26 protein-coding genes and 1 tRNA gene are annotated in these 21,941 nt (G+C 33.7%); 6 read left to right on the forward strand and 21 right to left on the reverse strand.

The features are described 5' to 3' along the window. Positions 1-30: 30 nt before the first annotated feature. From scfA to M663_RS0106305, 11 genes are all read right to left on the reverse strand, one after another. The gene (gene scfA, locus M663_RS15325) at positions 31-168 is read right to left on the reverse strand and encodes a six-cysteine ranthipeptide SCIFF (RefSeq protein ID WP_009052293.1); all 138 of its coding nucleotides are present in this window, start codon (positions 166-168) and stop codon (positions 31-33) included. A gap of 55 nt (positions 169-223) precedes the next feature. Continuing rightward, complete coding sequence (locus tag M663_RS0106260) at positions 224-616, reverse strand: TIGR04086 family membrane protein (RefSeq protein WP_003868514.1); 393 nt, start codon at positions 614-616, stop codon at positions 224-226. Between the two features lie 87 nt (positions 617-703). Then, positions 704-1,003 carry a preprotein translocase subunit YajC gene (yajC, locus tag M663_RS0106265; RefSeq protein ID WP_029688323.1) on the reverse strand — a complete coding sequence of 100 codons (300 nt, stop codon included), beginning with the start codon at positions 1,001-1,003 and terminating at the stop codon, positions 704-706. After that, positions 1,003-2,130, reverse strand: a complete 1,128-nt coding sequence (gene tgt / locus M663_RS0106270; RefSeq protein ID WP_029688324.1) for a tRNA guanosine(34) transglycosylase Tgt — start codon at positions 2,128-2,130, stop codon at positions 1,003-1,005. The genes yajC and tgt overlap by 1 nt, the downstream gene beginning before the upstream one ends. Before the next feature lie 18 nt (positions 2,131-2,148). Beyond that, entirely contained in the window at positions 2,149-3,174 is a 1,026-nt protein-coding gene (queA, locus tag M663_RS0106275) for a tRNA preQ1(34) S-adenosylmethionine ribosyltransferase-isomerase QueA (protein ID WP_029688325.1), read from the reverse strand. A 17-nt stretch (positions 3,175-3,191) separates the two neighbouring features. Continuing rightward, a complete protein-coding gene (locus M663_RS0106280; RefSeq protein WP_029688326.1) occupies positions 3,192-4,784 on the reverse strand; it encodes a SpoIID/LytB domain-containing protein in 1,593 nt (530 codons plus the stop codon). A gap of 23 nt (positions 4,785-4,807) precedes the next feature. Next, entirely contained in the window at positions 4,808-5,020 is a 213-nt protein-coding gene (locus M663_RS0106285; RefSeq protein WP_029688327.1) for a DUF2905 domain-containing protein, read from the reverse strand. Beyond that, on the reverse strand, positions 5,013-6,029 hold the full coding sequence (gene ruvB, locus M663_RS0106290; protein WP_004401833.1) for a Holliday junction branch migration DNA helicase RuvB: 1,017 nt from the start codon (positions 6,027-6,029) through the stop codon (positions 5,013-5,015). Before ruvB ends, M663_RS0106285 begins: the two co-directional genes overlap by 8 nt. A 10-nt stretch (positions 6,030-6,039) precedes the next feature. Beyond that, positions 6,040-6,603 carry a Holliday junction branch migration protein RuvA gene (ruvA, locus tag M663_RS0106295; protein WP_029688328.1) on the reverse strand — a complete coding sequence of 188 codons (564 nt, stop codon included), beginning with the start codon at positions 6,601-6,603 and terminating at the stop codon, positions 6,040-6,042. Beyond that, positions 6,600-7,097: a crossover junction endodeoxyribonuclease RuvC gene (ruvC, locus tag M663_RS0106300; protein ID WP_003869754.1), complete on the reverse strand. Its 498-nt coding sequence runs from the start codon at positions 7,095-7,097 to the stop codon at positions 6,600-6,602. The genes ruvA and ruvC overlap by 4 nt, the downstream gene beginning before the upstream one ends. Positions 7,098-7,178: 81 nt before the next feature. Further along, complete coding sequence (locus M663_RS0106305) at positions 7,179-7,745, reverse strand: hypothetical protein (protein WP_029688329.1); 567 nt, start codon at positions 7,743-7,745, stop codon at positions 7,179-7,181. Between the two features lie 110 nt (positions 7,746-7,855). Here M663_RS0106305 and M663_RS0106310 point away from each other — a divergent pair, with 110 nt between their 5' ends. Beyond that, positions 7,856-8,302 carry a chemotaxis protein CheW gene (locus M663_RS0106310; RefSeq protein ID WP_029688330.1) on the forward strand — a complete coding sequence of 149 codons (447 nt, stop codon included), beginning with the start codon at positions 7,856-7,858 and terminating at the stop codon, positions 8,300-8,302. 19 nt (positions 8,303-8,321) lie between these two features. Here the strand turns inward: M663_RS0106310 and M663_RS0106315 are convergent, their stop codons facing one another. Next, positions 8,322-9,062, reverse strand: coding sequence for a YebC/PmpR family DNA-binding transcriptional regulator (locus M663_RS0106315; RefSeq protein ID WP_029688331.1), 741 nt, complete (start codon positions 9,060-9,062; stop codon positions 8,322-8,324). Between the two features lie 60 nt (positions 9,063-9,122). Continuing rightward, entirely contained in the window at positions 9,123-10,043 is a 921-nt protein-coding gene (gene cysK / locus M663_RS0106320) for a cysteine synthase A (RefSeq protein ID WP_029688332.1), read from the reverse strand. 132 nt (positions 10,044-10,175) lie between these two features. Between cysK and M663_RS0106325 the strand changes: the two genes are divergently transcribed. Together M663_RS0106325 and M663_RS0106330 are read left to right on the forward strand one after the other, a co-directional pair. Then, positions 10,176-10,532, forward strand: a complete 357-nt coding sequence (locus M663_RS0106325; protein ID WP_012995071.1) for a sulfite exporter TauE/SafE family protein — start codon at positions 10,176-10,178, stop codon at positions 10,530-10,532. Beyond that, positions 10,529-10,882, forward strand: a complete 354-nt coding sequence (locus M663_RS0106330; RefSeq protein ID WP_012995070.1) for a TSUP family transporter — start codon at positions 10,529-10,531, stop codon at positions 10,880-10,882. The genes M663_RS0106325 and M663_RS0106330 overlap by 4 nt, the downstream gene beginning before the upstream one ends. A gap of 27 nt (positions 10,883-10,909) precedes the next feature. Here M663_RS0106330 and M663_RS0106335 read toward each other — a convergent pair whose 3' ends face one another. The 3 genes from M663_RS0106335 to M663_RS0106345 all read right to left on the reverse strand — a co-directional run bounded on the left by M663_RS0106335 (position 10,910) and on the right by M663_RS0106345 (position 12,571). After that, complete coding sequence (locus tag M663_RS0106335; RefSeq protein WP_029688333.1) at positions 10,910-11,320, reverse strand: CoA-binding protein; 411 nt, start codon at positions 11,318-11,320, stop codon at positions 10,910-10,912. Positions 11,321-11,404: 84 nt separating this feature from the next. After that, the gene (locus M663_RS0106340) at positions 11,405-12,055 is read right to left on the reverse strand and encodes a YigZ family protein (protein ID WP_029688334.1); all 651 of its coding nucleotides are present in this window, start codon (positions 12,053-12,055) and stop codon (positions 11,405-11,407) included. Positions 12,056-12,142: 87 nt separating this feature from the next. Continuing rightward, positions 12,143-12,571, reverse strand: coding sequence for an NUDIX hydrolase (locus M663_RS0106345; RefSeq protein ID WP_012995067.1), 429 nt, complete (start codon positions 12,569-12,571; stop codon positions 12,143-12,145). Between the two features lie 223 nt (positions 12,572-12,794). Here M663_RS0106345 and M663_RS0106355 point away from each other — a divergent pair, with 223 nt between their 5' ends. Next, positions 12,795-13,277: a DUF3189 family protein gene (locus M663_RS0106355; protein ID WP_012995066.1), complete on the forward strand. Its 483-nt coding sequence runs from the start codon at positions 12,795-12,797 to the stop codon at positions 13,275-13,277. On the opposite strand, the gene hflX is transcribed toward M663_RS0106355, so the two are convergent. Next, entirely contained in the window at positions 13,267-14,508 is a 1,242-nt protein-coding gene (gene hflX, locus M663_RS0106360) for a GTPase HflX (RefSeq protein ID WP_029688335.1), read from the reverse strand. The genes M663_RS0106355 and hflX overlap by 11 nt on opposite strands. 153 nt (positions 14,509-14,661) lie before the next feature. On the opposite strand from hflX, the gene M663_RS0106365 reads away from it, so the two are divergent. After that, a tRNA-Leu gene (locus M663_RS0106365) sits at positions 14,662-14,750 on the forward strand. Positions 14,751-14,808: 58 nt separating this feature from the next. On the opposite strand, the gene M663_RS0106370 is transcribed toward M663_RS0106365, so the two are convergent. Together M663_RS0106370 and M663_RS0106375 are read right to left on the reverse strand one after the other, a co-directional pair. Continuing rightward, on the reverse strand, positions 14,809-16,509 hold the full coding sequence (locus tag M663_RS0106370; protein WP_029688336.1) for an ABC-ATPase domain-containing protein: 1,701 nt from the start codon (positions 16,507-16,509) through the stop codon (positions 14,809-14,811). A 60-nt stretch (positions 16,510-16,569) separates the two neighbouring features. Beyond that, positions 16,570-19,035, reverse strand: coding sequence for an ASKHA domain-containing protein (locus M663_RS0106375; RefSeq protein ID WP_029688337.1), 2,466 nt, complete (start codon positions 19,033-19,035; stop codon positions 16,570-16,572). 377 nt (positions 19,036-19,412) lie between these two features. Here M663_RS0106375 and M663_RS0106380 point away from each other — a divergent pair, with 377 nt between their 5' ends. Next, complete coding sequence (locus M663_RS0106380; protein WP_029688338.1) at positions 19,413-20,900, forward strand: aminotransferase class I/II-fold pyridoxal phosphate-dependent enzyme; 1,488 nt, start codon at positions 19,413-19,415, stop codon at positions 20,898-20,900. Positions 20,901-20,951: 51 nt separating this feature from the next. Here the strand turns inward: M663_RS0106380 and trxA are convergent, their stop codons facing one another. Both trxA and M663_RS0106390 read right to left on the reverse strand, forming a co-directional pair. After that, on the reverse strand, positions 20,952-21,275 hold the full coding sequence (gene trxA / locus M663_RS0106385) for a thioredoxin (RefSeq protein WP_029688339.1): 324 nt from the start codon (positions 21,273-21,275) through the stop codon (positions 20,952-20,954). A 41-nt stretch (positions 21,276-21,316) separates the two neighbouring features. Further along, the gene (locus tag M663_RS0106390) at positions 21,317-21,937 is read right to left on the reverse strand and encodes a TlpA disulfide reductase family protein (RefSeq protein ID WP_029688340.1); all 621 of its coding nucleotides are present in this window, start codon (positions 21,935-21,937) and stop codon (positions 21,317-21,319) included. Between the last annotated feature and the right edge of the window lie 4 nt (positions 21,938-21,941).

Here is a 21,941-nt window from a genome sequence, read left to right on the forward strand (position 1 = left end):
TACACTTTACTGCCATTTGAGTAATATGTATTAATATTGACACTCTTGGTTTGCTACAGTACAAGAGGTTTTACAAGCAGACTGACAGGATGCCTGGCATTCGCCGCAACCTGGCTTTTTTAAGCTATTTTTTAACGTTGGCCTGTTAATTGTTATAACACGCTTCATTTTTCTTCCCTCCTCTTCCTGATTTATTATAACACATAAAGAGAAGGAATTAAAGCTATAAATTGATACCTATCATACCACCTAAAGCTCCTAAAATAGCTCCCCAAGCGTATTTTACTGCCCAAGAAGAAGTAGGCTCTAATTCTTTTACAAAAAATGCTCCCAAAATCAACATAACAGTTACATATAAAATACCAGCAATTCCTCCATTTAACCATCCTTTGCTAGTAGTATGCCTTGCTGATAAAGCACCTGATAAAACTATGCCTGTTATAGTTATCAACAAAGTAAGGGTAGGTAAAGTTAGTTCAGATACGGCTGTAAAAGTCAAAAGCAAAGCGTAAATTATGAAAAAACTAAGAGTGATAATGTATGCTATTAAAACCCCTGTAAAAATTCCAGTAATATTTATGCCAGTTCCCTTTTCCACACCAAACCTTCCTTTCAAAGTCTCACCCCCACAGTTTTCTTACTAATATGTATGCTTTTTATCTTAAACATAGTACATAAAAAAGATGCGGCAAACCGCATCTTATCATTTCTCTTCTTTATCGCTTTTGTCACTGGCAGAACTTACAACTCCACCTACTGCCCACTTTGCAATCTTAAGCCTTACCTTATCTGCACCCATTTCTAATGTTATCACATCATCTTTTATGTTTAGAATTTTATCATAAAAACCACTTTTTGTAATAATCTCATCACCTGGTTTTAAAGAATCAAGCATTTCTCTTTCTTTCTTTTGGCGTCTTTGTTGAGGCAAAATCAGCAAAAAGTAAAAGATTGCAACAAAAATAAGCATCTGAACAATTACGTAAGTCGTTTCGGGATTCATCAATACTCCTCCTTATAACCATATTTTTTAAAAAATTGTTTTTTAAATTCAAGCAGCCGGTCTTGCCTTATAGCTTCCCTTATCCTCTCCATCAATTTAATAAGGAAATATAGGTTGTGTATAGTTGCAAGCCTTGCTGCTAAAATTTCATTAGCCTTAAACAAATGCCTTATATAGGCTCTTGAATAATTTTTGCAAGTATAACAATCACACTCTTCGTCTAAAGGAGAAAAGTCCTCCGCATAAGGAGCATCTCTTACTATTAATTTGCCCTTGCTGGTAAAAACTGTCCCATTTCTAGCAATTCTCGTCGGAAGCACGCAGTCAAACATATCAACTCCTCGTATTACTCCCTCTATAAGGTCATCAGGACTTCCCACCCCCATAAGATATCTCGGTTTGTTTTCAGGTAAATATTCTGTAGTTAAATCTACAATGTCGTACATTACATTCTTTGGTTCTCCTACACTTAATCCACCTATAGAGTATCCAGGAAAGTCCATCTCTACTAATCTTTGAGCGCATTCTTTTCTTAAATCTTCATAAATCCCTCCTTGGACAATGCCAAAAAGAGCTTGTTTTTCAGTATTTTTATGAGCTTTTTTTCCTCTTTCAGCCCATTTGATGGTAAGCTCCATAGAATTTTTGACATACTCATAATCTGCAGGATAAGGTGCACACTCGTCAAAAGACATCATTATATCCGAACCTAAAGCATTTTGTATTTCTATTACTTTTTCGGGAGTAAAAAAGTGCCTAGAGCCATCTATATGAGACCTAAATTCTACACCGTCTTCTGTAATTTTTCTTAAAGAATTCAAGCTAAAAACTTGAAATCCTCCACTGTCTGTTAAAATTGCCCTATCCCAATTCATAAATCTGTGAAGTCCACCAGCTTTTTCAATAATTTTATGTCCTGGCCTTAAATAGAGGTGATAAGTATTACTTAGAATAATTGTCGCTCCAATTTCTTTTAATTCTTCTGGAGTCATTGCTTTTACAGTTGCTTGTGTTCCTACTGGCATAAACACAGGCGTTTCTATAACACCATGGGGAGTCTCTAATATTCCTAATCTCGCATTTGTTCTGCTATCTTTTTTGATGAGCCGATATTTAATCGCTGCCATTATATCCTCCTATTCTGCTCAAATTATAAGCATTGCATCTCCAAAGCTAAAAAATCTATATTTCTTTTCAACGGCTATTTTATAAGCCCTCATTATGTTTTCCTTACCAGCAAAAGCTGACACCATCATAATTAGAGTAGACTCAGGTAAGTGAAAATTTGTTATCATGCCGTCAATAGCTTTAAATTTGTAACCAGGATATATAAAAATATCAGTCCAACCACTTTTTTCTTTTATATAACCATCTTCATCAGCAACTGTTTCAAGAGTTCGAGTAGAAGTCGTACCGACTGCTATGATTCTTCCTCCACTTTTCCTAGTCTCATTTATTTTCTCAGCTGCTTCTTTTGTAACAATGTAAAATTCTTCATGCATTTTATGATTTTCAATTACTTCTTCCTTTACAGGTCTAAAAGTACCTAACCCTACGTGAAGAGTAATAAAAACAGTTTTTACTCCCATTTGCCTTATTTTTTCTAATAACTCTTCTGTGAAATGAAGCCCTGCAGTAGGAGCAGCTGCAGAACCTTCATATTTTGCATAGACAGTTTGATATCTATCTTTGTCTTTTAGTTTCTTTTTGATATAAGGTGGCACAGGCATTTCTCCTAATTTATCTAATACTTCTTCAAATAAACCTTCATAATAAAATCTTACTACTCTTCCTCCAACTTCTGTATTGTCCAAAATTTCTGCAACCAATTCTCCATTTCCAAAAACAACTCTTGTCCCTACTTTAGCTCTTCTGCCAGGCTTTACCAACGTTTCCCACTCATTTACTGATAATCTTTTCAAAAGAACAAATTCTATCTTTCCTCCTGAGTCTTGTCTTCGTCCTATAAGGCGCGCAGGAATAACTTTTGTATCATTTAAAACAAGACAATCTCCCGCTTTTAAATATTTTGTTATATTTTTAAAAATATCGTGTTGAATCTCACCAGTTTTTCTATTTAAAACCATTAAACGAGAACTAGACCTATCTTCTAAAGGTTCTTGTGCAATTAATTCTTCTGGTAATTCAAAGTAAAACTCGCTGCGTTTCATTTTTTTGCGCCATCCTTTTACAGAGTTTTATTGTTTATAGTATCGTATACCTCAATACCTTTGTAATAGTATTTTAAAATATAAATGTAATTATACCCATGGTCCGCCAGTCCTCTTGCCCCATACTGGCTTAAACCAACCCCATGTCCATAACCACTGCCATTTATAGTATAAACTTCGCTGGGCTTATCTGTCTTTTTCAATTCTTTTACTCCATTTGCCCCTATAACATAAAAGGTATCTTTAGAAACCTTCGTTATACCTGTACTATTTTGAATATTTATCTCTTTTAAAGAAACTTTTTGCGAATCACTGTAAGAAGAAGTCACGTACACTTCAAATTCACTGCTGCCATCGCCCTTTATATCAATCATAGTGCTTTTTATTTTTAGTCCAAAAAAAGATCGTATATCTCCTTTTTTCAATGCGAAAGTCCCTTTTGTACCATAAATAGTGACAGTAATCGCTCTTCCAGTCCAGCTTTTCTCAGTAACCTTTACATCTACTATATCTCCTATATACTGCCCTTTACTTAAGAGCATGTTTTTTATCTGGTCTTTTGTGTAAGTCACTGTCCAACTGTCATTAGCACTGCTATAGCCAAAAACATATTTATCTTCCACACCTTTTAAATAAGGAACATCCGCAGAAAAATAATTATTATTGTCTTCAGTATACCCTCCGCTGTGAGAATGATAAAGAGCATCTATAAGACTTCCTTGATATATAGCGACCACACCTTTTGTTTCATCTACCGCTTTGCTTGTAGAAGGATATTCTCCATCATATCCTTTGTAAACTTGTGTTTTATCATCATCTGTCAAATCAAATCCATATCTTCCGTATCTGCCTATGTTTTTAGCTGCATAAGTTCGTGCTGCAACTGCCTGTGCTTTTAAAGCTTCTATATTCCACGATGCCGGCATCTCACCCGGCACAACACCATATAAATATTCCTCCAAGGGCACAACATTTATAGCAGTCATGTCACTGTCCTGTTGCCTTCTAAACTCAAACATGCCTCTGTAACGCTTTGATTCTATCGCAAGGGGTGTGCTATCAGAATTAAGTTTGCTTACATATAAATCAGCCTTCATATTAAACAAAAACAGGTTTTTTGTACCATTGCTTATTAAAATATTTTTATCCGGCAACACTTTGGCTATATTGCTATAATCTTTTGAAAAAATCTCATAAGCAGATTCCAAATCCGGCAATGTCAAATACGGTCCTATGTATATATGATATTTACCATCAAATCCTATAAAAGCATTGGCAATTTGGCTTGCCACTTTAGCATAATCAGCATTCACAGTGTACAAATTATCATAGCTTCCCACCATTAAATAAAAATTATCATCTTTTACAACTTTTATATTTTGTGAATTAGTGCTAAAAATATTAACCAAATTTCCTGCATTGTCTTCATAGGCGAAATTAAAACCCCCAGAAGAAGAAAGCTGGTAAGAGGGTTTTGCAGTCTGTCCATAAAAAAGCCCTACTTTTATAACCTTCGGAATGCTAATATCAGCATTCGCGGTAGGGTAAGGTGAGAGAGTTAAAATCATGACACTAATTATACTCCCTATTATAAATTTTTTCAACCTCACAAAATACAACCCCTTTTCATACGTTATCTTCTAAAAAGCCAAAAAATTAATGTAAAAACCAGGCTCAATAAAAGGCTTGTCATAATAGGAAAATAAAAAGTGAAATTTCCTTTTTGATAAACTATATCTCCTGGCAAACGTCCTAAACCAATTTTTGAACCTACAGAAAAAAGCACCCCTATTAAAATTAATATAGCTCCCATAAATATCAACATTTTACCAAAACTATCAAACACCTTCTATCCTCCCCTGTTCTATATAAGGATATTTAAGGTAATCATAAGCTAATTTTGTAACAACTCTTCCTCGCGGAGTCCTGTTTAAAAAACCTATTTGCAAAAGATAAGGTTCATAAACATCCTCTATTGTATCCCCATCTTCTCCTATTGATGCAGCAATAGCATCGATTCCTACAGGACCACCGCCAAACTTTTCTATAATAGAAACCAAAATCTTTCTATCAATGTATTCTAATCCCATCTCATCTACACCTAATACGTCCAGCGCTTCTTTGGAAGTTTTAAAATCAATGTATCCATTTCCTCTTACTTGTGCGAAATCTCTCACCCGTTTTAGAAGTCTATTGGCAATTCTCGGAGTCCCCCGTGACCTTTTAGCAATCTCCAAAGCTGCATCTTCATCAATTCCAATGTTTAAAATATTCGCTGACCTTTTAATTATTTCTTTTAATTCCTCCACTGAATAGTAATCCAAACGGTTTATAACCCCAAATCTGTCTCTCAAAGGAGAAGTCATAAGAGCAGCCCTTGTCGTAGCCCCAATTAAAGTAAAACGCGGAAGACTAAGCCTTATAGACCTGGCACTTGGGCCTTTTCCTATTACTATATCCAATTCAAAGTCTTCCATTGCAGGATATAGAATCTCTTCTACACTTCTATTAAGCCTGTGAATCTCATCTATAAAAAGTATGTCATTTTCCTGTAAATTAGTCAAAATTGCTGCCAAATCTCCCGACTTTTCTATAGCAGGACCTGAGGTTATTTTTATTCCTACTCCCATTTCATTAGAAATTACTGTGGCTAAAGTCGTTTTTCCAAGGCCAGGAGGACCATATAGTAGGACATGGTCAAGGGGCTCTTTTCTCATCTTAGCGGCTTCTATGTAAATTTTTAATTCCTCTTTTATCTTTTGCTGACCTATATACTCAGAAAGCCACCTAGGACGCAAACTGTATTCAGAGGCATCTTCCTGTGTAAAACTTTGAGTTAGTATTCTCTCCTCCATTCAATTCACCCTATTTCATTAATTTTTTCAAAGCTTGTTTTACAGCTTCTTCTACGCTATCACAGGTGATATCTGCCAAAGCATAAATAGCTTCACTTTTGGTATAACCCAAAGCTAATAAAGCTTCTAAAGCCTCATTTGAAAAATTATTATCACCTTCAAAAACTATTTCTTTTGGAAGCTTATCTTTTAATTCCAAAATAATTCTCTCAGCAGTCTTCTTGCCTATTCCCGGAGCTATCGTAAGAGCTTTATAATCGCCTGCGTTAACTGCTTTTACAAAATTATCAATAGAAACCACAGACAAAATAGACAAAGCTCCTTTAGGCCCTACACCACTAACAGACAATAATTTCTCAAATAAATCTAACTCTTCTTTTGTTTTAAATCCAAAAATTTGAAAACCATCTTCTCTCACCTGCAAGTATGTATAAAGCTTGGTTATATTCCCCTTAGAAGGTAAAACTTTTAAAGTAGAAAATGGGACAAAAACCTTTATACCTATACCCATAAAGTCAATCACTACATAATCTTGTCCAATATCTTCAATCATCCCTCTAATATACTCAATCATCTTGAATACCCCAGCTTTTCAATCATATTGTTACTGTGACAATGGCATATAGCAACTGCCAATGCATCAGCTACATCGTCAGGTTTAGGAATTTCCTCAAGATTTAATAAAACCTTCACCATTTGTTGGACTTGATATTTATCTGCTCTTCCGTACCCTACCACTGCTTGTTTAACTTGCAAAGGAGTATATTCAAAAACCTTTATTCCCGAATTGACAGCAGCTAAAATAGAAACTCCTCTGGACTCCCCAATAGTTATGACAGTCTTTGCGTTTTTATTATAAAAAAGCTCTTCTATAGCTACTACATCAGGACTGTAAGATTTTATAAGTGATATAATTCCATTATATATATCGTGTAGGCGCAAAGCCTTATCAATACCAGCTTTTGTAGTAACTGCACCGTAGTCTATAACAGTAAACTTATTGGATTTGTAATCTATTATACCATAGCCCATTATGGCAATTCCAGGATCTATCCCTAATACCCTCATTATATCTCCTCTCCTTTTATTTATTTTAACATCAATGGACTTTATAAACAAGAAAAAGTTCTCCTAAAAGCATAGGAGAACTTAAGAGCTCAAATTTGCTAATATTTGGTATGCTTCATCTTTGTCTTTTGTAATTATATTTTTCATCACCCTTTCTCTGTCAAAAGGTGTTAAACTGTCCAAAGGTATGTCTGTTTTCTCTACAATTTCTTTATTGCCATTTCCGTCACTTTTTAATAAAACCACATATCCATTCATACTGGAAATTATATAATAATCTGGAGGTAATCCTTCTTTTTCCCTATAGAGAACTATTTCGTCTTCATCAAAACTTTTAACTTCCCACTCACTATATATCCTCGCAATTTCTTCCTTGCTTTTCCCATAAAGAGAAGGGGTTAAATTTTGAACCTCCCGGACTATCTCACCATTTTCAAGATATTTAGTTTCAAATATGAGTCTACTCTGAGAAATTAATTTTTTAGCAAGAGCTTCTTGTTGAGAAGAAATCTTTTGTTCATAAGTTATATTTTTTTCTGTTCTTTGCTTTTCATTATCTTTAACATTAATTAAATATCCCATCATTACTCCTATAAATATAGCTAACAAATATATAGTAACCAGTTTATAGGAAATTAGCTTTTTCATAACATCTCCTCCTGTTTTATGTAATTATAACCAATTTTAAAAAATTTATTCTCTTTGCAGGATTTTGTCAAAAAATATCGAATAATATCTATAAGGGAGGAGATGATAAAGTGGCAAATCAAATTGTAGTTTTTAAATTAAATAATGAAGACTTTTGCGTAGACATTAATCAGGTAATAGAAATTATACGGCTTCAGACGATTATTAAAGTACCTGATTCCCCCTCTTTTGTAGAAGGCATAACTAACCTAAGAGGAACAGTTATTCCTATTGTAGATTTAAAAAAGCGCTTCAATTTGCCTTTATCAAAAAAAAATGACAATAATCGGATTATTGTAGTAAATGTCACTAACAGACCAGTAGGTTTTATCGTAGACTCAGTAACAGAAGTTTTACATGTAGACGATAGTTCCATACAAGAAGCTCCAGACATAATAAAAGGAATTGGGAAAGAGTACATAACCTCTATTATCAATTTAAACGACAGATTAATCATCAACTTAGACTTACATAAAGTTTTAACAGAAAAAGAAAAGAAAGAGATAGAAGAAATGTAACCTCTTCTATCTCTTTCTTTTATTCCTCATCTTCGTCTTCTATTTCCACATTGTGATAAACGTTTTGTACATCGTCATTTTCTTCTAATTTGTCAATTAACTTTTCAAATTTTTCGTAGTCTTCAGGACTTAGTTGTATAGTATTTTTAGGAAGCATAGTAACTTCTGCTTCAGAAATTTTATAGCCTGCTTTTTCAATTGCTTCTTTTACTTCTTGAAAATTTGAAGGCTCAGTGATTATTTCGAATTCTTCATCTTCTGCAGAAAAGTCTTGCGCGCCTGCATCTATTGCAACCATCGCTAATTCGTCTTCATCAATAGAATCATTTTTTTCAACAATTATAATTCCGACTTTGTCAAACATCCATGTAACAGAACCAGCTGCTCCTAAACTACCACCATGCCTATCAAAAATATGCCTTATTTCACCAGCAGTTCTGTTTTTATTGTCAGTCAAGGCTTCAACAATTATAGCAGTACCAGAAGGACCATATCCTTCATATATTACTTCTTCTAAATTAGCTCCTCCTAATTCACCGGTACCTTTTTTAATAGCCCTTTGTATATTTTCATTTGGCAAATTATTAGCTTTTGCCTTTTCTATAGCATCTCTTAATTTACTATTGGCATTAGGGTCTCCACCGCCTTCTTTAGCCGCCTTTATAATGTCTTTAGTAAGCTTTGTAAAAATTCTTCCCTTTTTAGCGTCCATTTTCTCTTTTTTGTGTTTTATATTAGCCCATTTTGAATGCCCTGACATAAAAAAACCTCCTTTACTGTGTCTAAAATATTTTAACACAATAATATAGGGCTTGTAAATCTAATCCTCTCTAAAAAGTTGTGTGCTTAAATACCTCTCTCCACTGTCAGGAGCTATCGCTAAAACTTTTTTACCTTTGCCTAACTTCTTAGCAACTTCAATTGCTGCCCATAAGGAAGCACCTGTAGAAATTCCTCCAAGAATGCCTTCTTTTTTTGCTAAAAGGCGAGTCACCTCAAAGGCATCTTCATCTCTTACAGCAATTACTTCATCTATGACATTTTTATCTAACACCTTAGGAATGAAACCTGCCCCAATTCCTTGAATCTTATGAGGACCAGCTTCTTTCCCTGATAAAACTGCTGCTGAAAAAGGTTCCACTGCAATTATCTTTATATTAGAAAATTTACTTTTTAATTTCTTCCCTACTCCTGTAATAGTTCCTCCTGTACCTACACCTGCAACAAAAGCATCAAGTCCTTCATTAAAATCTTCAATTATCTCTTTGGCAGTAGTCTCTTCATGGATTAAAGGATTTGCAAAATTTTCAAACTGTTGTGGTATAAAATAGTTTTTATTCTGCCTTACTAATTCTTCTGCTTTTTTTATAGCGCCTTCCATCCCCAATTTGCCAGGGGTAAGAACTACTTCTGCCCCATATGCCGCTAAAAGCATTCTTCTTTCCATGCTCATAGTATCAGGCATAACTATTATTACTTTATACCCTTTTGCTGCCCCTACCATCGCCAACCCTATACCTGTATTTCCGCTGGTAGGTTCAATAATTACACTTCCTTTTTTTAATTTTCCTTCTTTTTCTGCCTTTTCTATCATGGAAAAAGCTACCCTATCTTTAACGCTGCCTCCGGGATTAAAAAATTCTAATTTTAAATAAATTTCCGCCCATTCTTTCTCCACAATTTTATTTAACTTAACTACTGGCGTTTTCCCAATCAGCTCAAAAACATTGTTGGCAATCATAAAATTTACCTCCATTTGTACATTACTATAAAAATTTTAAACTCTCTACGCTAGACATGTCAAATGGAAATTAGAATATCAAAAGATTTTAGAGAAAAAATAATAATATCAAGTTACAAAAGGTGATAAAAAATGACTGGCAAACTAAAACTTTTCGTTATAGGATTCATAACTGGTATTATAAACGGTCTTTTAGGTGCAGGTGGAGGTACTTTAATAGTCGCTGCATTGGTTTTTTTACTTGGCATAGAAGACCATAAGGCTCATGCTACGGCGATTTCAATCATACTACCTATTACTTTAGTCAGTAGTTTAGTGTATTTACAAAATAGAATAACCGACATTCCTATAACCATTAACATAGCTATAGGAAGTACAATAGGAGGATTTATTGGCGCATATTTTCTTAATAAAATCTCCATACCTTTATTAAGAAAAATTTTTGGAATAATAATGCTTATAGCTTCCGTCAGGATGTGGATATCATGAAACTATTTTTAATAGGACTTTTTTCAGGAATTGTAGGGGGAATGGGAATTGGAGGAGGAACAATTCTCATTCCTGCATTAACAATCTTTGCTGGAACCGAGCAACACATTGCTCAAAGTGTCAATCTTTTTTCTTTTATTCCTACAGCAATTATCGCACTAATATACCATTTTAAAAAGAAAAATATCAAATATAAAATTATATTGTTTATTATAATCGGTGGAATAATAGGAAGTGTTGTCGGAGCTATTATAGCAGCAATAACAAAAGCTTTTATATTAAAAAAAATATTCGCTGTTTTTTTATTTTGTATGGGAATATATGAACTTTTCTCAAAGCCCCGCAAATAATTAAAATAAGAGGAGATAGTTCTCCTCTTATTTTCTCTTGTCTGTTTCCAACATTACACAGGCATTATAAATAACTTTTAATCCAAGGTTTTTGGCTTTTTCCACCAGTTCCTCACTTTCTGCCCCCGGTTGAAACCAAATAATTTCTACACCTAATTTTGCAGCCTCTTCTACGTACTGCTCACCTATACTTGGAGAAACTACCATATCTACAACCTCTGGTATCACAGGTAAGCTGGACAAAGAGTCATAGCAAGGATCTCCATCTACTTCTTGAAATTTTGGATTAACAGGATAAGCTGTATACCCGTTCAATTTAAGAGTTCGGTAAATTTGATAGCCATATTTACTCTCTCGAGGGAGTGCTCCTACTACAGCCCACACTTTTCTTTTCATAGCTTCTTCTACATAATCTATGTAGGAATAATCCCACTCCATTCTTTTTTACCTCCTAATTTAATAGGGGCTTAAATTAATGCACCCCTATTTACTTTTCTCTCACCATTTTATAAGAGATAAAATTTATGTTCCATAATATTCATCGCCTTTTTTTAAAAGGTACACATCTTCTTCAATTTTTATATCACACTTTTTACTTGTCAAATCGTTTATAAAAGTTTGAAATTCTAATAGATGGTTTTCTTCAATATGTAATACTATAGAAACTTTATCTGAATATATAGTATCCTTAATGTAATAACCTTTTTTTAAAAGCTCATTTTGAATTTTTCCCAGCAAAGTATAATCAAAAGTGAGGATTATACTTTTCGCAGGAATTTTTTCTACTATTCCAGCAGCATCAATACCTATTTTTGCCCCTTTTGTGTAAGCTCTCACTAATCCTCCTGCTCCTAATAATATTCCACCAAAATACCTTGTAACCACAACAGCAACGTTTTTTAATCCTTCTTTTTTTATCACATTTAATACAGGTATACCTGCTGTGCCAGAAGGCTCTCCATCATCACTAAAACGCTGAATTTCATCATTTTCTCCAATAACATAAGCATAAACGTTATGGGTTGCCATTCTGTGATTTGCTCTAATTTCCCCTATAAATTTTACCGCCTCTTCCTCTGAAGAAACTGGTTTAGCATGTCCAATAAATCTGGAACGCTTTATTTCGATTTCAGCAACTCCGTAAGAATATAGCGTTTTATAACTTTTAGCCAAAATAGCACCCCTTTGTAATTATACCAAAATATAATCAAAAAATAAAGCCGTTACCGGCTTTATTAGGCTTCATCAAAGCTTTTTCGCCTATGCCAAAGCCTTCGTCAACGTCTTGTATTTAAAATAAGAAACGTTTACAAGCGATTTGTCTTGACTATAGGTAATCATCTCCAAAGCCTTGTCTATAGGATAAAAACCTCCATCGACAAAGCCATCTTCTTTGCTAATATTAAATTCCTCTTCAAAAGTAGTCATGAGATACCAAGTAATTTTATTAAAGACAGGACGCTGACGGGTAACAGAATAGAATTCGTAACTGGTTTCACCAGCAGTAGAAAGGACTTCAACAGATTTAAGGCCTGTTTCAGTACAGACTCTCCTTATGGCCACATCAATAGGCAATTCATTATTTCTAATAACCCCTTTTGGTAACACCCATTCCCCTTTCTCATTTTTAAGAATGAATACACTATCTCCTTTGAATACAACTCCACCAGCGCAATCTCTTATTAACATTTACAAGCCCCCTAAAATTTTTATTTTTTTCTTTTAATATAATATTCTTTAAAAACTTTTAAATTCCTTCTTAAATTTTTAATTTTATTTTTATTTTTATCCATATCTCCACAATTATACATCAAAATTTAATTTTTCCATCAAAAAAAATCAACTTACCAGTATAAAAATCTCTAAATTATAAAAAATATTTAATGTAAAAAACAAGGAAGGGGAGTTTCAAATGTATATAATTTATCACTGTTATGGCGGAACGCATACTTCTGTAATAGCATCTTACATACACACTGGAAAACTGCCAATGGACAGAATTCCATCTAAAGAAGAAATAGAAAGCATATCTTTGTTTGATAAATTAAATGGCCAAAATGACCCGGGACACATCGTTCCTATTGGTACTGATGAATATGGCAACAACGTATATTCTATGGGGGTAAAAAATGCCAAAAAGTTAATTGAGCCAGCTCTTAAAGATTTATACTATCATATATTCAATACAAACGAAGGACTGCTTTTGATTGACACGACTGGTACTACAAACTGGATTATGAAAATTGGCGGATTTACTTCTATTGCTTTAAAATTTCCTGTTATAGGAAGGCCTTTAGTCATTTATGGTACGCAAAAAGCTTATAAAAAAATTGTTCAAATAGTTAAAAACGTAAAGGCTCAAGAAAAAGCAGAATACAACGCTATTAAACGATAATAAAATCTTTGAGTTTCTCCTTTGTTTCTTTTTGAACTTCAGCTTTTATCATTATCCCGTCCTCATTATAATTTTCTTCAATTATTTTTGTTTTTTCTTTTAAATAATTGTATTCTTTAGTCTTATCATAAGGCAGTAGAAAATTCACTACTTCCACATCTTTAAAAATTTCTCTTTCTATTGCCTCCAATAAATTATCAAATCCAATTTTATTTTTTGCGGAAATATAAACTTCTCTTTCATTTCCTTTAAGTACAACTTCCAAAAGGTCAATTTTATTAAAAACATTTATCTTAGGGATATTAATAGCCCCTAAATCTGAAAGAACCCTTTCTACAACCTTTATCTTTTCCTCCATATCTGGTGAAGTCACATCAATTACATGAAGCAATAAATCTGCATATTTAACCTCTTCTAATGTAGATTTAAAAGCCTCTACAAGGTCATGGGGTAATTTTCTAATAAAACCTACGGTATCAATCAAAATCACTTCTCTCCCTGAAGGTAAAATAAGTCTTCGGGCAGTAGGATCAAGTGTTGCAAATAATTTATCTTCCACATAAACTTCTGCCTTTGTAAGAGCATTAAGTAGTGTGGATTTGCCCGCATTTGTATATCCTACTATAGCTACAACAGGAACTTGATTTTTTTTACGTCTACTCCTTTGTAAATCTCTATGCCTTTTTATTTCCTCCAGTTTCTTTTCTATTGCCTTTATTCTATTTTGTATATGCCTCCTATCAGCCTCTAATTTTGTCTCACCAGGTCCCCTTGTTCCTATTCCACCACCCAATCTTGAAAGTTGTCCCCCCATACCTACAAGACGTGGTAGACGATACTTTAATTGTGCTAATTCTACTTGCAACATACCTTCTTTTGACCTTGCCCTTTTAGCAAATATATCAAGGATAAGATTAGTTCTATCAATCACTTTTACATTTAAAAAGTCTTCCATATTTTTAATTTGAGTACCAGTAAGCTCATCATTGACAATAATAAGGTCAGCCTCTTGATTCTCAACAAAAAATTTTAATTCCTCCAACTTACCTTTGCCAATATAATGAGCTTTGTGGATTGTATCACGCTTTTGCGTCATAACACCTATTACTTCTACACCAGCTGTCAAAGCCAGCTCCTTTAATTCTCCCATACTTTCTTCATCTTCAGTTGTTGAAATGATTCCTACTAAAATTGCGCGTTCTATCTTTTCATTTCTGCTTAACTCTTCCATAATATCACCAACCTTGAAAAATCTTCTGTAAATATAAATATATCACAAACAAAGGAATCTATAAATAATGACTAGGTAAATTAATAGCACTTTTTATAAAAAGGGTATTGAAATTTTTATTAACCTATGATAAGATATCAAATGTAATAACTTGCCGAAGTGGTGGAATTGGCAGACGCGCTGGACTCAAAATCCAGTGGGGCTTACACCCCGTGTGGGTTCGACTCCCACCTTCGGCACCAGTTGAAAATGAAGGATTAGCCTCCTCAAGCGAATCCAGTGTTGCTGAGGAGGTTATTTTTATTTTACAGTAAAGCTTCGCAATCTATTTAATGCAGCAGCTATTTCATAAAGCCTCGGCAAAGCTAAATTACCAGGATGCTTACCATAAAAATGAGATACCACATCAAGTCCTTTTTTATTTATATCTTGATATACTTTTTCTAATATTTCTTTTATATTGCTTTTTTCATCTACATATTTATCGGCAATATATCGTATTATCTCCCCAATAGCATTTGTCTGACTTTTGTCTACTAATTGTTCTACATAATCCAATTCAATCTCTTGATATCCAAATTTAATAGTATCTTCGTCTTTTGATTTTATCTTTTTACCCTTTATTTCAAGTCCTTTTTTAAGAGGAACTCTTGGCTTTATAACTATAGGTTCACTATTTCCTTCGACTTTTCTATTCGTTTTGAATTCTTTGGCAATTTTCTTTGCCTCTTGCGTAACGTCATAGGGTCTGTAGTCGTGCATTTTAATTACGCAATTTGCAACATCAAAATAATCTCCACTGCCACCCATAACTAAAATCGTAGAAATACCCTTATCTTTATATAGCTGTTTTACTCTATCAATAAAAGGAGTTATAGGTTCTTCCTTTTTTGCAATCAGTTTTTGCATACGTGCATCTCTTATCATAAAGTTAGTAGCTGAAGTATCTTCGTCCAAAAGCAGCAAGCTGGTACCTATTTCTATCGCCTCAATAATATTTGCTGCTTGAGAAGTACTGCCACTGGCATTTTCGGTAGTAAACCTTGTAGTATCTATGTCGTTGGGCAAATTATTTATAAAAGGACTTATGTCTACTTTTTCTATCCTTCTGCCATCCTCTGCTCTTATTTTTACTGCATCAGCTACAGTTATAACAAACTCTCTGCCATCACCTGGTATGTGATTGTATACCCCTTTTTGAATAGCTTGTAACAAGGTAGACTTGCCGTGATAACCGCCGCCCACAATAAGCGTAACTCCTTCGGGTATTCCCATCCCCGTTATCTCTCCTCGATTCGGAAGTTGAAACTTAATCCTCAAGCTATCCGGCGACTCAAAAGGTACTACATTACCGCCTTTTAAAGGTCTATCACTTATGCCGCTTTCTCTAGGAAGAATCGCACCATCAGCCACAAAAGCCACAAGCCCTCTCTCTTTTAGTTGACTTCTAAGGTAATCTTGGTCTTCCACTGTCTCAACCCATAGCCATATATCTTGTACGTTGAGGCTCTTTTTTAAAAGACTTTTTTCTACAATTTGAGGTAAAAATTCAAGAAATATTCTTTGGGCACCACTGCCATTTATTCGTCTACCAAAAGCAGGAAGTCCTATGCTCAATCTTGCTTCTACATAATCTTTGTTAACTACCATTGCACTTCTTTTAATTATTTGTTGACCACCTTTGTCTATGTAAATATCCCCACTATGTCCTGTACCTTTTAAAGAAGGCAACCTTTTTATAACTTCAAAAACTGACCTTGTCAAAAAATCTTCTAAAGCAACTTGCCTTGAGGGATTGTTATACATGGAAAACTCAAAATCAGCTATATTTTGAGGCACTTTAACCCTTATCCTTGAAGGAGGTGCAAAAGGGTCTCCCTGAACATGGTCAATATACAGTATAAATTTTTCAAACTCATATTCTCCTTCAAGGTCTTTGTAAGCTTTATACCCCTTTCCATCTATTTTATCAAGCTTTTTCTTAAGGTCTTCTTTTGTCATCTACAAACACTCCTTTGTTATAATTTCAATGCATTTTTTATATTCTGACTCCCACTTTTATTAAAAATACATTCCTTTTACAAATTCATTTTGAAAATCTTCATGGGTTGATAGTTCTATATAGTTTATTTTATTTTGTAAATGTATTGCTCTTTTCAGTTCTTTATCAGAAAGCAATGCCATTATCGCACCAATCCCAGCACTATTGCCTACTTGAAGGATTTTGCCTTGAAGTTCCCTTGGCAAAAGCCTAATTGTTATCGCACTTTCAGGAAGAATGTAATTTCCAAATCCTCCTGCCAAAAAAACTTTTTTTATTTCATTTACATCAATACCTATTTCTTTTATCATGATGTTAATGCCAGCAAGTATGGCGCTTTTTGCCAGTTGTATTTGCCTTATATCTTTTTGTGTCACATATATTCCATTTTCTATTAAAAATGCCGGTTCACCTTTGTAAAGAGTTATCCTTTCTGCAATATCAACAGGTACATTTTTAACTTCTTCTTTAGACAAAAGCCTGCCAGTACTATCAACAATGCCATACTTCAAAAGTTCAGAAATAATATCTACAATACCGGAACCACATATTCCTTTAGCTTTTTTATTTCCTATTGTAGTATAAAAAGCTCTTTTACTAAAATCTACATGGTCTATAGCTCCTTCTACGCCATTTAGTCCAAAAGTTATTCCTGCTCCTTCAAAAGCAGGGCCTGCTGCAGCCGAAGAAGCAATAAGGTTATCTTTATTCCCCAATACCATCTCGCCGTTGGTTCCTATGTCTACAAGCAAGCATAGTTCGTCAGATTGGTCAATTTTGTTTGCCAAAACTGCTGCCACAGTATCTGCTCCTACATAAGAAGATATAAGCGGTAATGTTATTAAATATCCTTCCTTGTTTATCTCTATACCAATCTCTCTTGCTTTTATTTCTATCATTGACGTAAAAGTCGGCACATAAGGAGATATCGCTATATTCTTGGAAGATACATTTAAAAGGAAATGTATCATTGTAGGATTACCTACTGCCACAATTTCATGTATATCGCTTTTGTCTATAGAATTTTTTACACAAAACTCCTCTACAATTTCATTTATTTTATTTATTAGAGCTGAATGCAACTGATACAATCCTTGAGAATTAGTAATACTATAAGTTATTCTCGTTACAACATCAGCACCAAAAGTCCTTTGCGGATTTAAACATGAATATACATCTACTTCTTTCCCCTCATCTAAGTCATATAAATAAGCAGCAATAGTAGTAGTTCCTATATCTAATGCTATACCGTAATTGTATGGTTTCGAAGTGACCTCCTTAATCGAAATTATTTCATTTTTCCTAATAGTAATATTTACCTTATAATCATTTTCTTCTAAAACTTCAGGAAGATTCGTTAAAAACTTTAAAGGAACTTCTATTTCTCCACCTACAGCCTCTTTAATTTTTTTAACATAGTCATTTTGGTCATGTAAAGTTGGTTTTTTAATTTCTACTGTAGAAGTTTTTACGCGAGGATATAATTCAATACTTAACAAATCATTTTCTTTTGTCAATATTTTTGCTTTTTGCTCTTCAGAAAGTACCTTGACCTCTAAATCCCTATCTATCTCAACAAAACACGCAAGCCGAATGTTGTTTTTTATTTCTTTATCTGTCAAAAAGTATTTTTCATCATCAGAAATATCAAGTTCCTCACTTAATATAACTTTACATTGACCACAAATCCGACTGCCACCACAAAAATTGTTAAGTTTTATTCCATTTTTAACAAGAACATGAAATAAATTTTCTCCTTTACTTACTTCAATAACTTTTGTGTTGCCACTAAAATGAACAGTTACTTTATATTTAGATTCACCAAAAGAATTTCTATAAATACAATCTTTAGCTTCACAATTATTGCAAACTGATTTATTTTCAAGTCTTTTCACGTTTTCCCCTACTCCACATACAAAAGACACTGTTTTTTGTGGTGTTATGATAAAACTGTGATTAATATTTACACCGATTTTTGAACTGTCCACAAGTTTGCAAATCACAGCCTGATTTTTTATGTCCCACTTATTTCCTGGGTAAAAAACATCTGTAACTTCTTTGCCATACTTTTCCGCGTTTTCTCTTACCTCTTCCCAAAAATTATTCGTCAATATTTCAAGGAAAACGCCTGCAATAACATCTAAAATCATTCCTTTTGTGTAATTACTTTCTGAAAAATAATCATTTACCCTTTTATCTATTCTATCTCCCAGTGTAATGATTGCTAAAATTATATATTCCGCTTCTTTTAAATTTTTTACTATATAATCCCCAAAGAAATAATCTCCAGTTTTAAAGATTATTTTATTTTCTCTCTCATCAATATGAAAATTATCACATACTTGATGAATAATTTTGTAATCTATTAAATTTTGCGCTTCCGTAGTTGCTTCCTCAATTAAATATTGATCCACATCAAAATTCATGTTTTTCAACTTTTTTAATGATAAGTCCTTTACTCTTTGCACAACATCTTTACTAAGCATTTCCACACCTCATTAAAACGCATATTGTCATACCGTTTTGTTTATTATTATAAATTGCTATAGTAAAAATCGCAAATAAAATTTATACAGAAAACCTCTACTTATTACAAAAATGCATTTGACATTTCAGGGTTTTTCTCATACTATATAGTATAGTGTAATTAAAGACTAGATTAGCAGTTTAAAACTTTCTCTAAAAATATTTTTAAATTAACATAAAACTTATTATTGAAATTTACAGCAATATGTCTTATAATGAATTGAAATTATTTTTAAGGAAAGCAAAGCTCTGCAAAGCCTATGCCTTTGAATTACTTATATCAAGGTTTTAGGCTTTTATTCTGAGCCAAAACTTATGAAAGAAGGTGTTAGATGCGTTGAAAAAGTTTGATCAAGCCCAAACTCCTTTATTTGATGCCTTAATGGAATATGTAAATAACAATACTATCCCTTTTCACGTGCCAGGGCATAAAAAAGGTGTGGGAATGGCCAAAAAATTCTTAGATTTTGTAGGCAAAAATGTATTGTCAATGGATGTAACAGTGTTTCAGCAAGTAGATAGCTTGCACAAGCCTACTGGGCCAATTAAATATGCCCAAGAATTAGCAGCAGAAGCGTTTGGTGCCGACGCTACCTTTTTTTCTATTCATGGAACATCTGGTGCCATTCAAGCAATGATTTTAAGTGTAATGAGAGAAGACGAAAAAATAATTGTACCTCGAAATATTCATAAATCTGTAACGTCAGGAATTATATTAAGTGGTGCTATACCTGTTTATATGCAACCAGAAATTGATAAAAATATCGGTGTCGCATTAAATGTCACACCAGAAACAGTAGAAAGAACCTTAAGAGAGCATCCAGATGCAAAAGCTGTTTTAATAATAAATCCGACTTATTACGGAGTTTCTACCGATATAGTAAAAATTGCTGAAATTGTTCATGACTATGACGCTATACTCATGGTGGATGAAGCTCACGGACCACACCTTAAATTTAACGAAAAATTGCCTATTTCAGCGATGGAAGCAGGAGCTGATATCTGTGCACAGAGCACTCATAAGATTATTGGCTCAATGACGCAGAGCTCGATGCTTCACGTTAAAGGCGATAGAATTGATATTAATAGAGTAAAACAAGTAATGAGTTTACTCCAAACAACAAGTCCTTCGTATATATTGTTGGCTTCCTTAGATGTTGCAAGAATGCAAATGGCTACAGAAGGAAAAGAATTATTAGATAGAACAATAGAATTAGCAGAGTACGCTCGAAGAGAGATAAACAATATAAAAGGACTCTACTGTTTTGGTGAAGAAATTGTTGGCCGTGATGGAGCCTATGACTTTGACCCCACAAAAGTTACAATAACAGCTAAAGGCCTTGGAATAAGCGGCCATCAGTTAGAGAGAATATTGGCAGAAAGATATTATATACAACCTGAACTTTCAGATATGTATAATGTTTTATGTGTATTCTCTATTGGTGATACAAAGGAAAAAGTCGATTATCTCTTAAGGGCTTTAAGAGAAATAAGTGATGAATTATACAATGAAAATATTGAAATAGCGAAACCTATAGATATACCAGAAATACCAGAACAAGTAGTATCACCAAGATATGCTTTTGGCTCCTCCACTGTTGCACTACCTCTAAGAGAAAGTGTAGGGCAAATAAGTGCCGAGTTTTTGATGGCTTATCCTCCAGGTATTCCAGTGCTTTGCCCGGGGGAAAGAATAACATTAGAAATTATAGAATATGTAGATAAAATGAAAGAAGCTAACTTAAGCATACAAGGCACCGAAGACCCGGAAGTAAATTATATAAAAGTAGTAAATGACCGGCAAGTTTTAAACGTGATAGCATAATCTTTTACTAAAAAAGGAGTATCTCTAACAAAAGATACTCCTTTTTAATACCTATTTTAAATATTTTAACATTTTTTCAACTAAATGCTCTTTAGGCATAAAACCTATAACTTTGTCTACCATTTTTCCATTTACAAAAACCCCCATTGTAGGTATGCTCATAATTCTATATTTAGAAGCAATTACAGGATTTTCATCCACATCCAGTTTTGCCACTTTTATCTTATCAGCGTATTCTTCCGCAAACTCCTCTAACACTGGTGCCATCATTAAACAGGGTCTACACCATTTAGCCCAAAAATCTACTAAAACAGGTTTATCAGAATTGTATACTTCCTCTGCAAAAGTCTCATCTGTGACATTTACTGGTTTCATTTGTGTATATCCTCCTTCTACTTGCTTTTGTACATTTTCATTTATTGAGAAATTGATTTATAATACTCTTCAATTTCGTCATATGTCATAGCCCCATTGCTAATTGCCCTTATGACCCCGTTTTTATCTATAAAATAAGACATAGGTATAAATTGAACCTGATAATCGTAAATAGTACTTAAGTCAGTATCCAGTAGCACAGTAAATTCATATCCTTTCCCTTCTAAATACTGCTTTACTTTTGATGGGCTTTCACCCAAGTCTATCGCAAGTAAAACCGTATCATCTTTATGGCCTTTTATAAACTGATTTAAAGCTGGCATTTCAATTTTGCAATAAGGACAAGTTGTTGCCCAAAAGTTTAGTATAACTTTTTTTCCTCTTAAGCTCGACAAGGTCACAGTATTGCCATCTAAATCTTTTAGCGTAAAATCTGGTGCTACATCTCCTACTTGATTCCCTATCTTAGGCTCACTTTGCTCAGTTTTATTTGCATTTGCATTTGAACTTGTATTTTGACCTTCATTATTGCTAGGAGTATTATTTTCTGCCACTTGAGAAGGGGAAGGTTGAGCACTTTTTGTGTAATTATTTAAGACGAAAATAAGTGCCCCTATAACTATCACACCAATTATAGTAAAAATTAGACTTTTATTTTTCACACTA

The organism is Thermoanaerobacter sp. A7A, assembly GCF_000445185.1.
Taxonomy (GTDB): Bacteria; Bacillota; Thermoanaerobacteria; order Thermoanaerobacterales; family Thermoanaerobacteraceae; genus Thermoanaerobacter.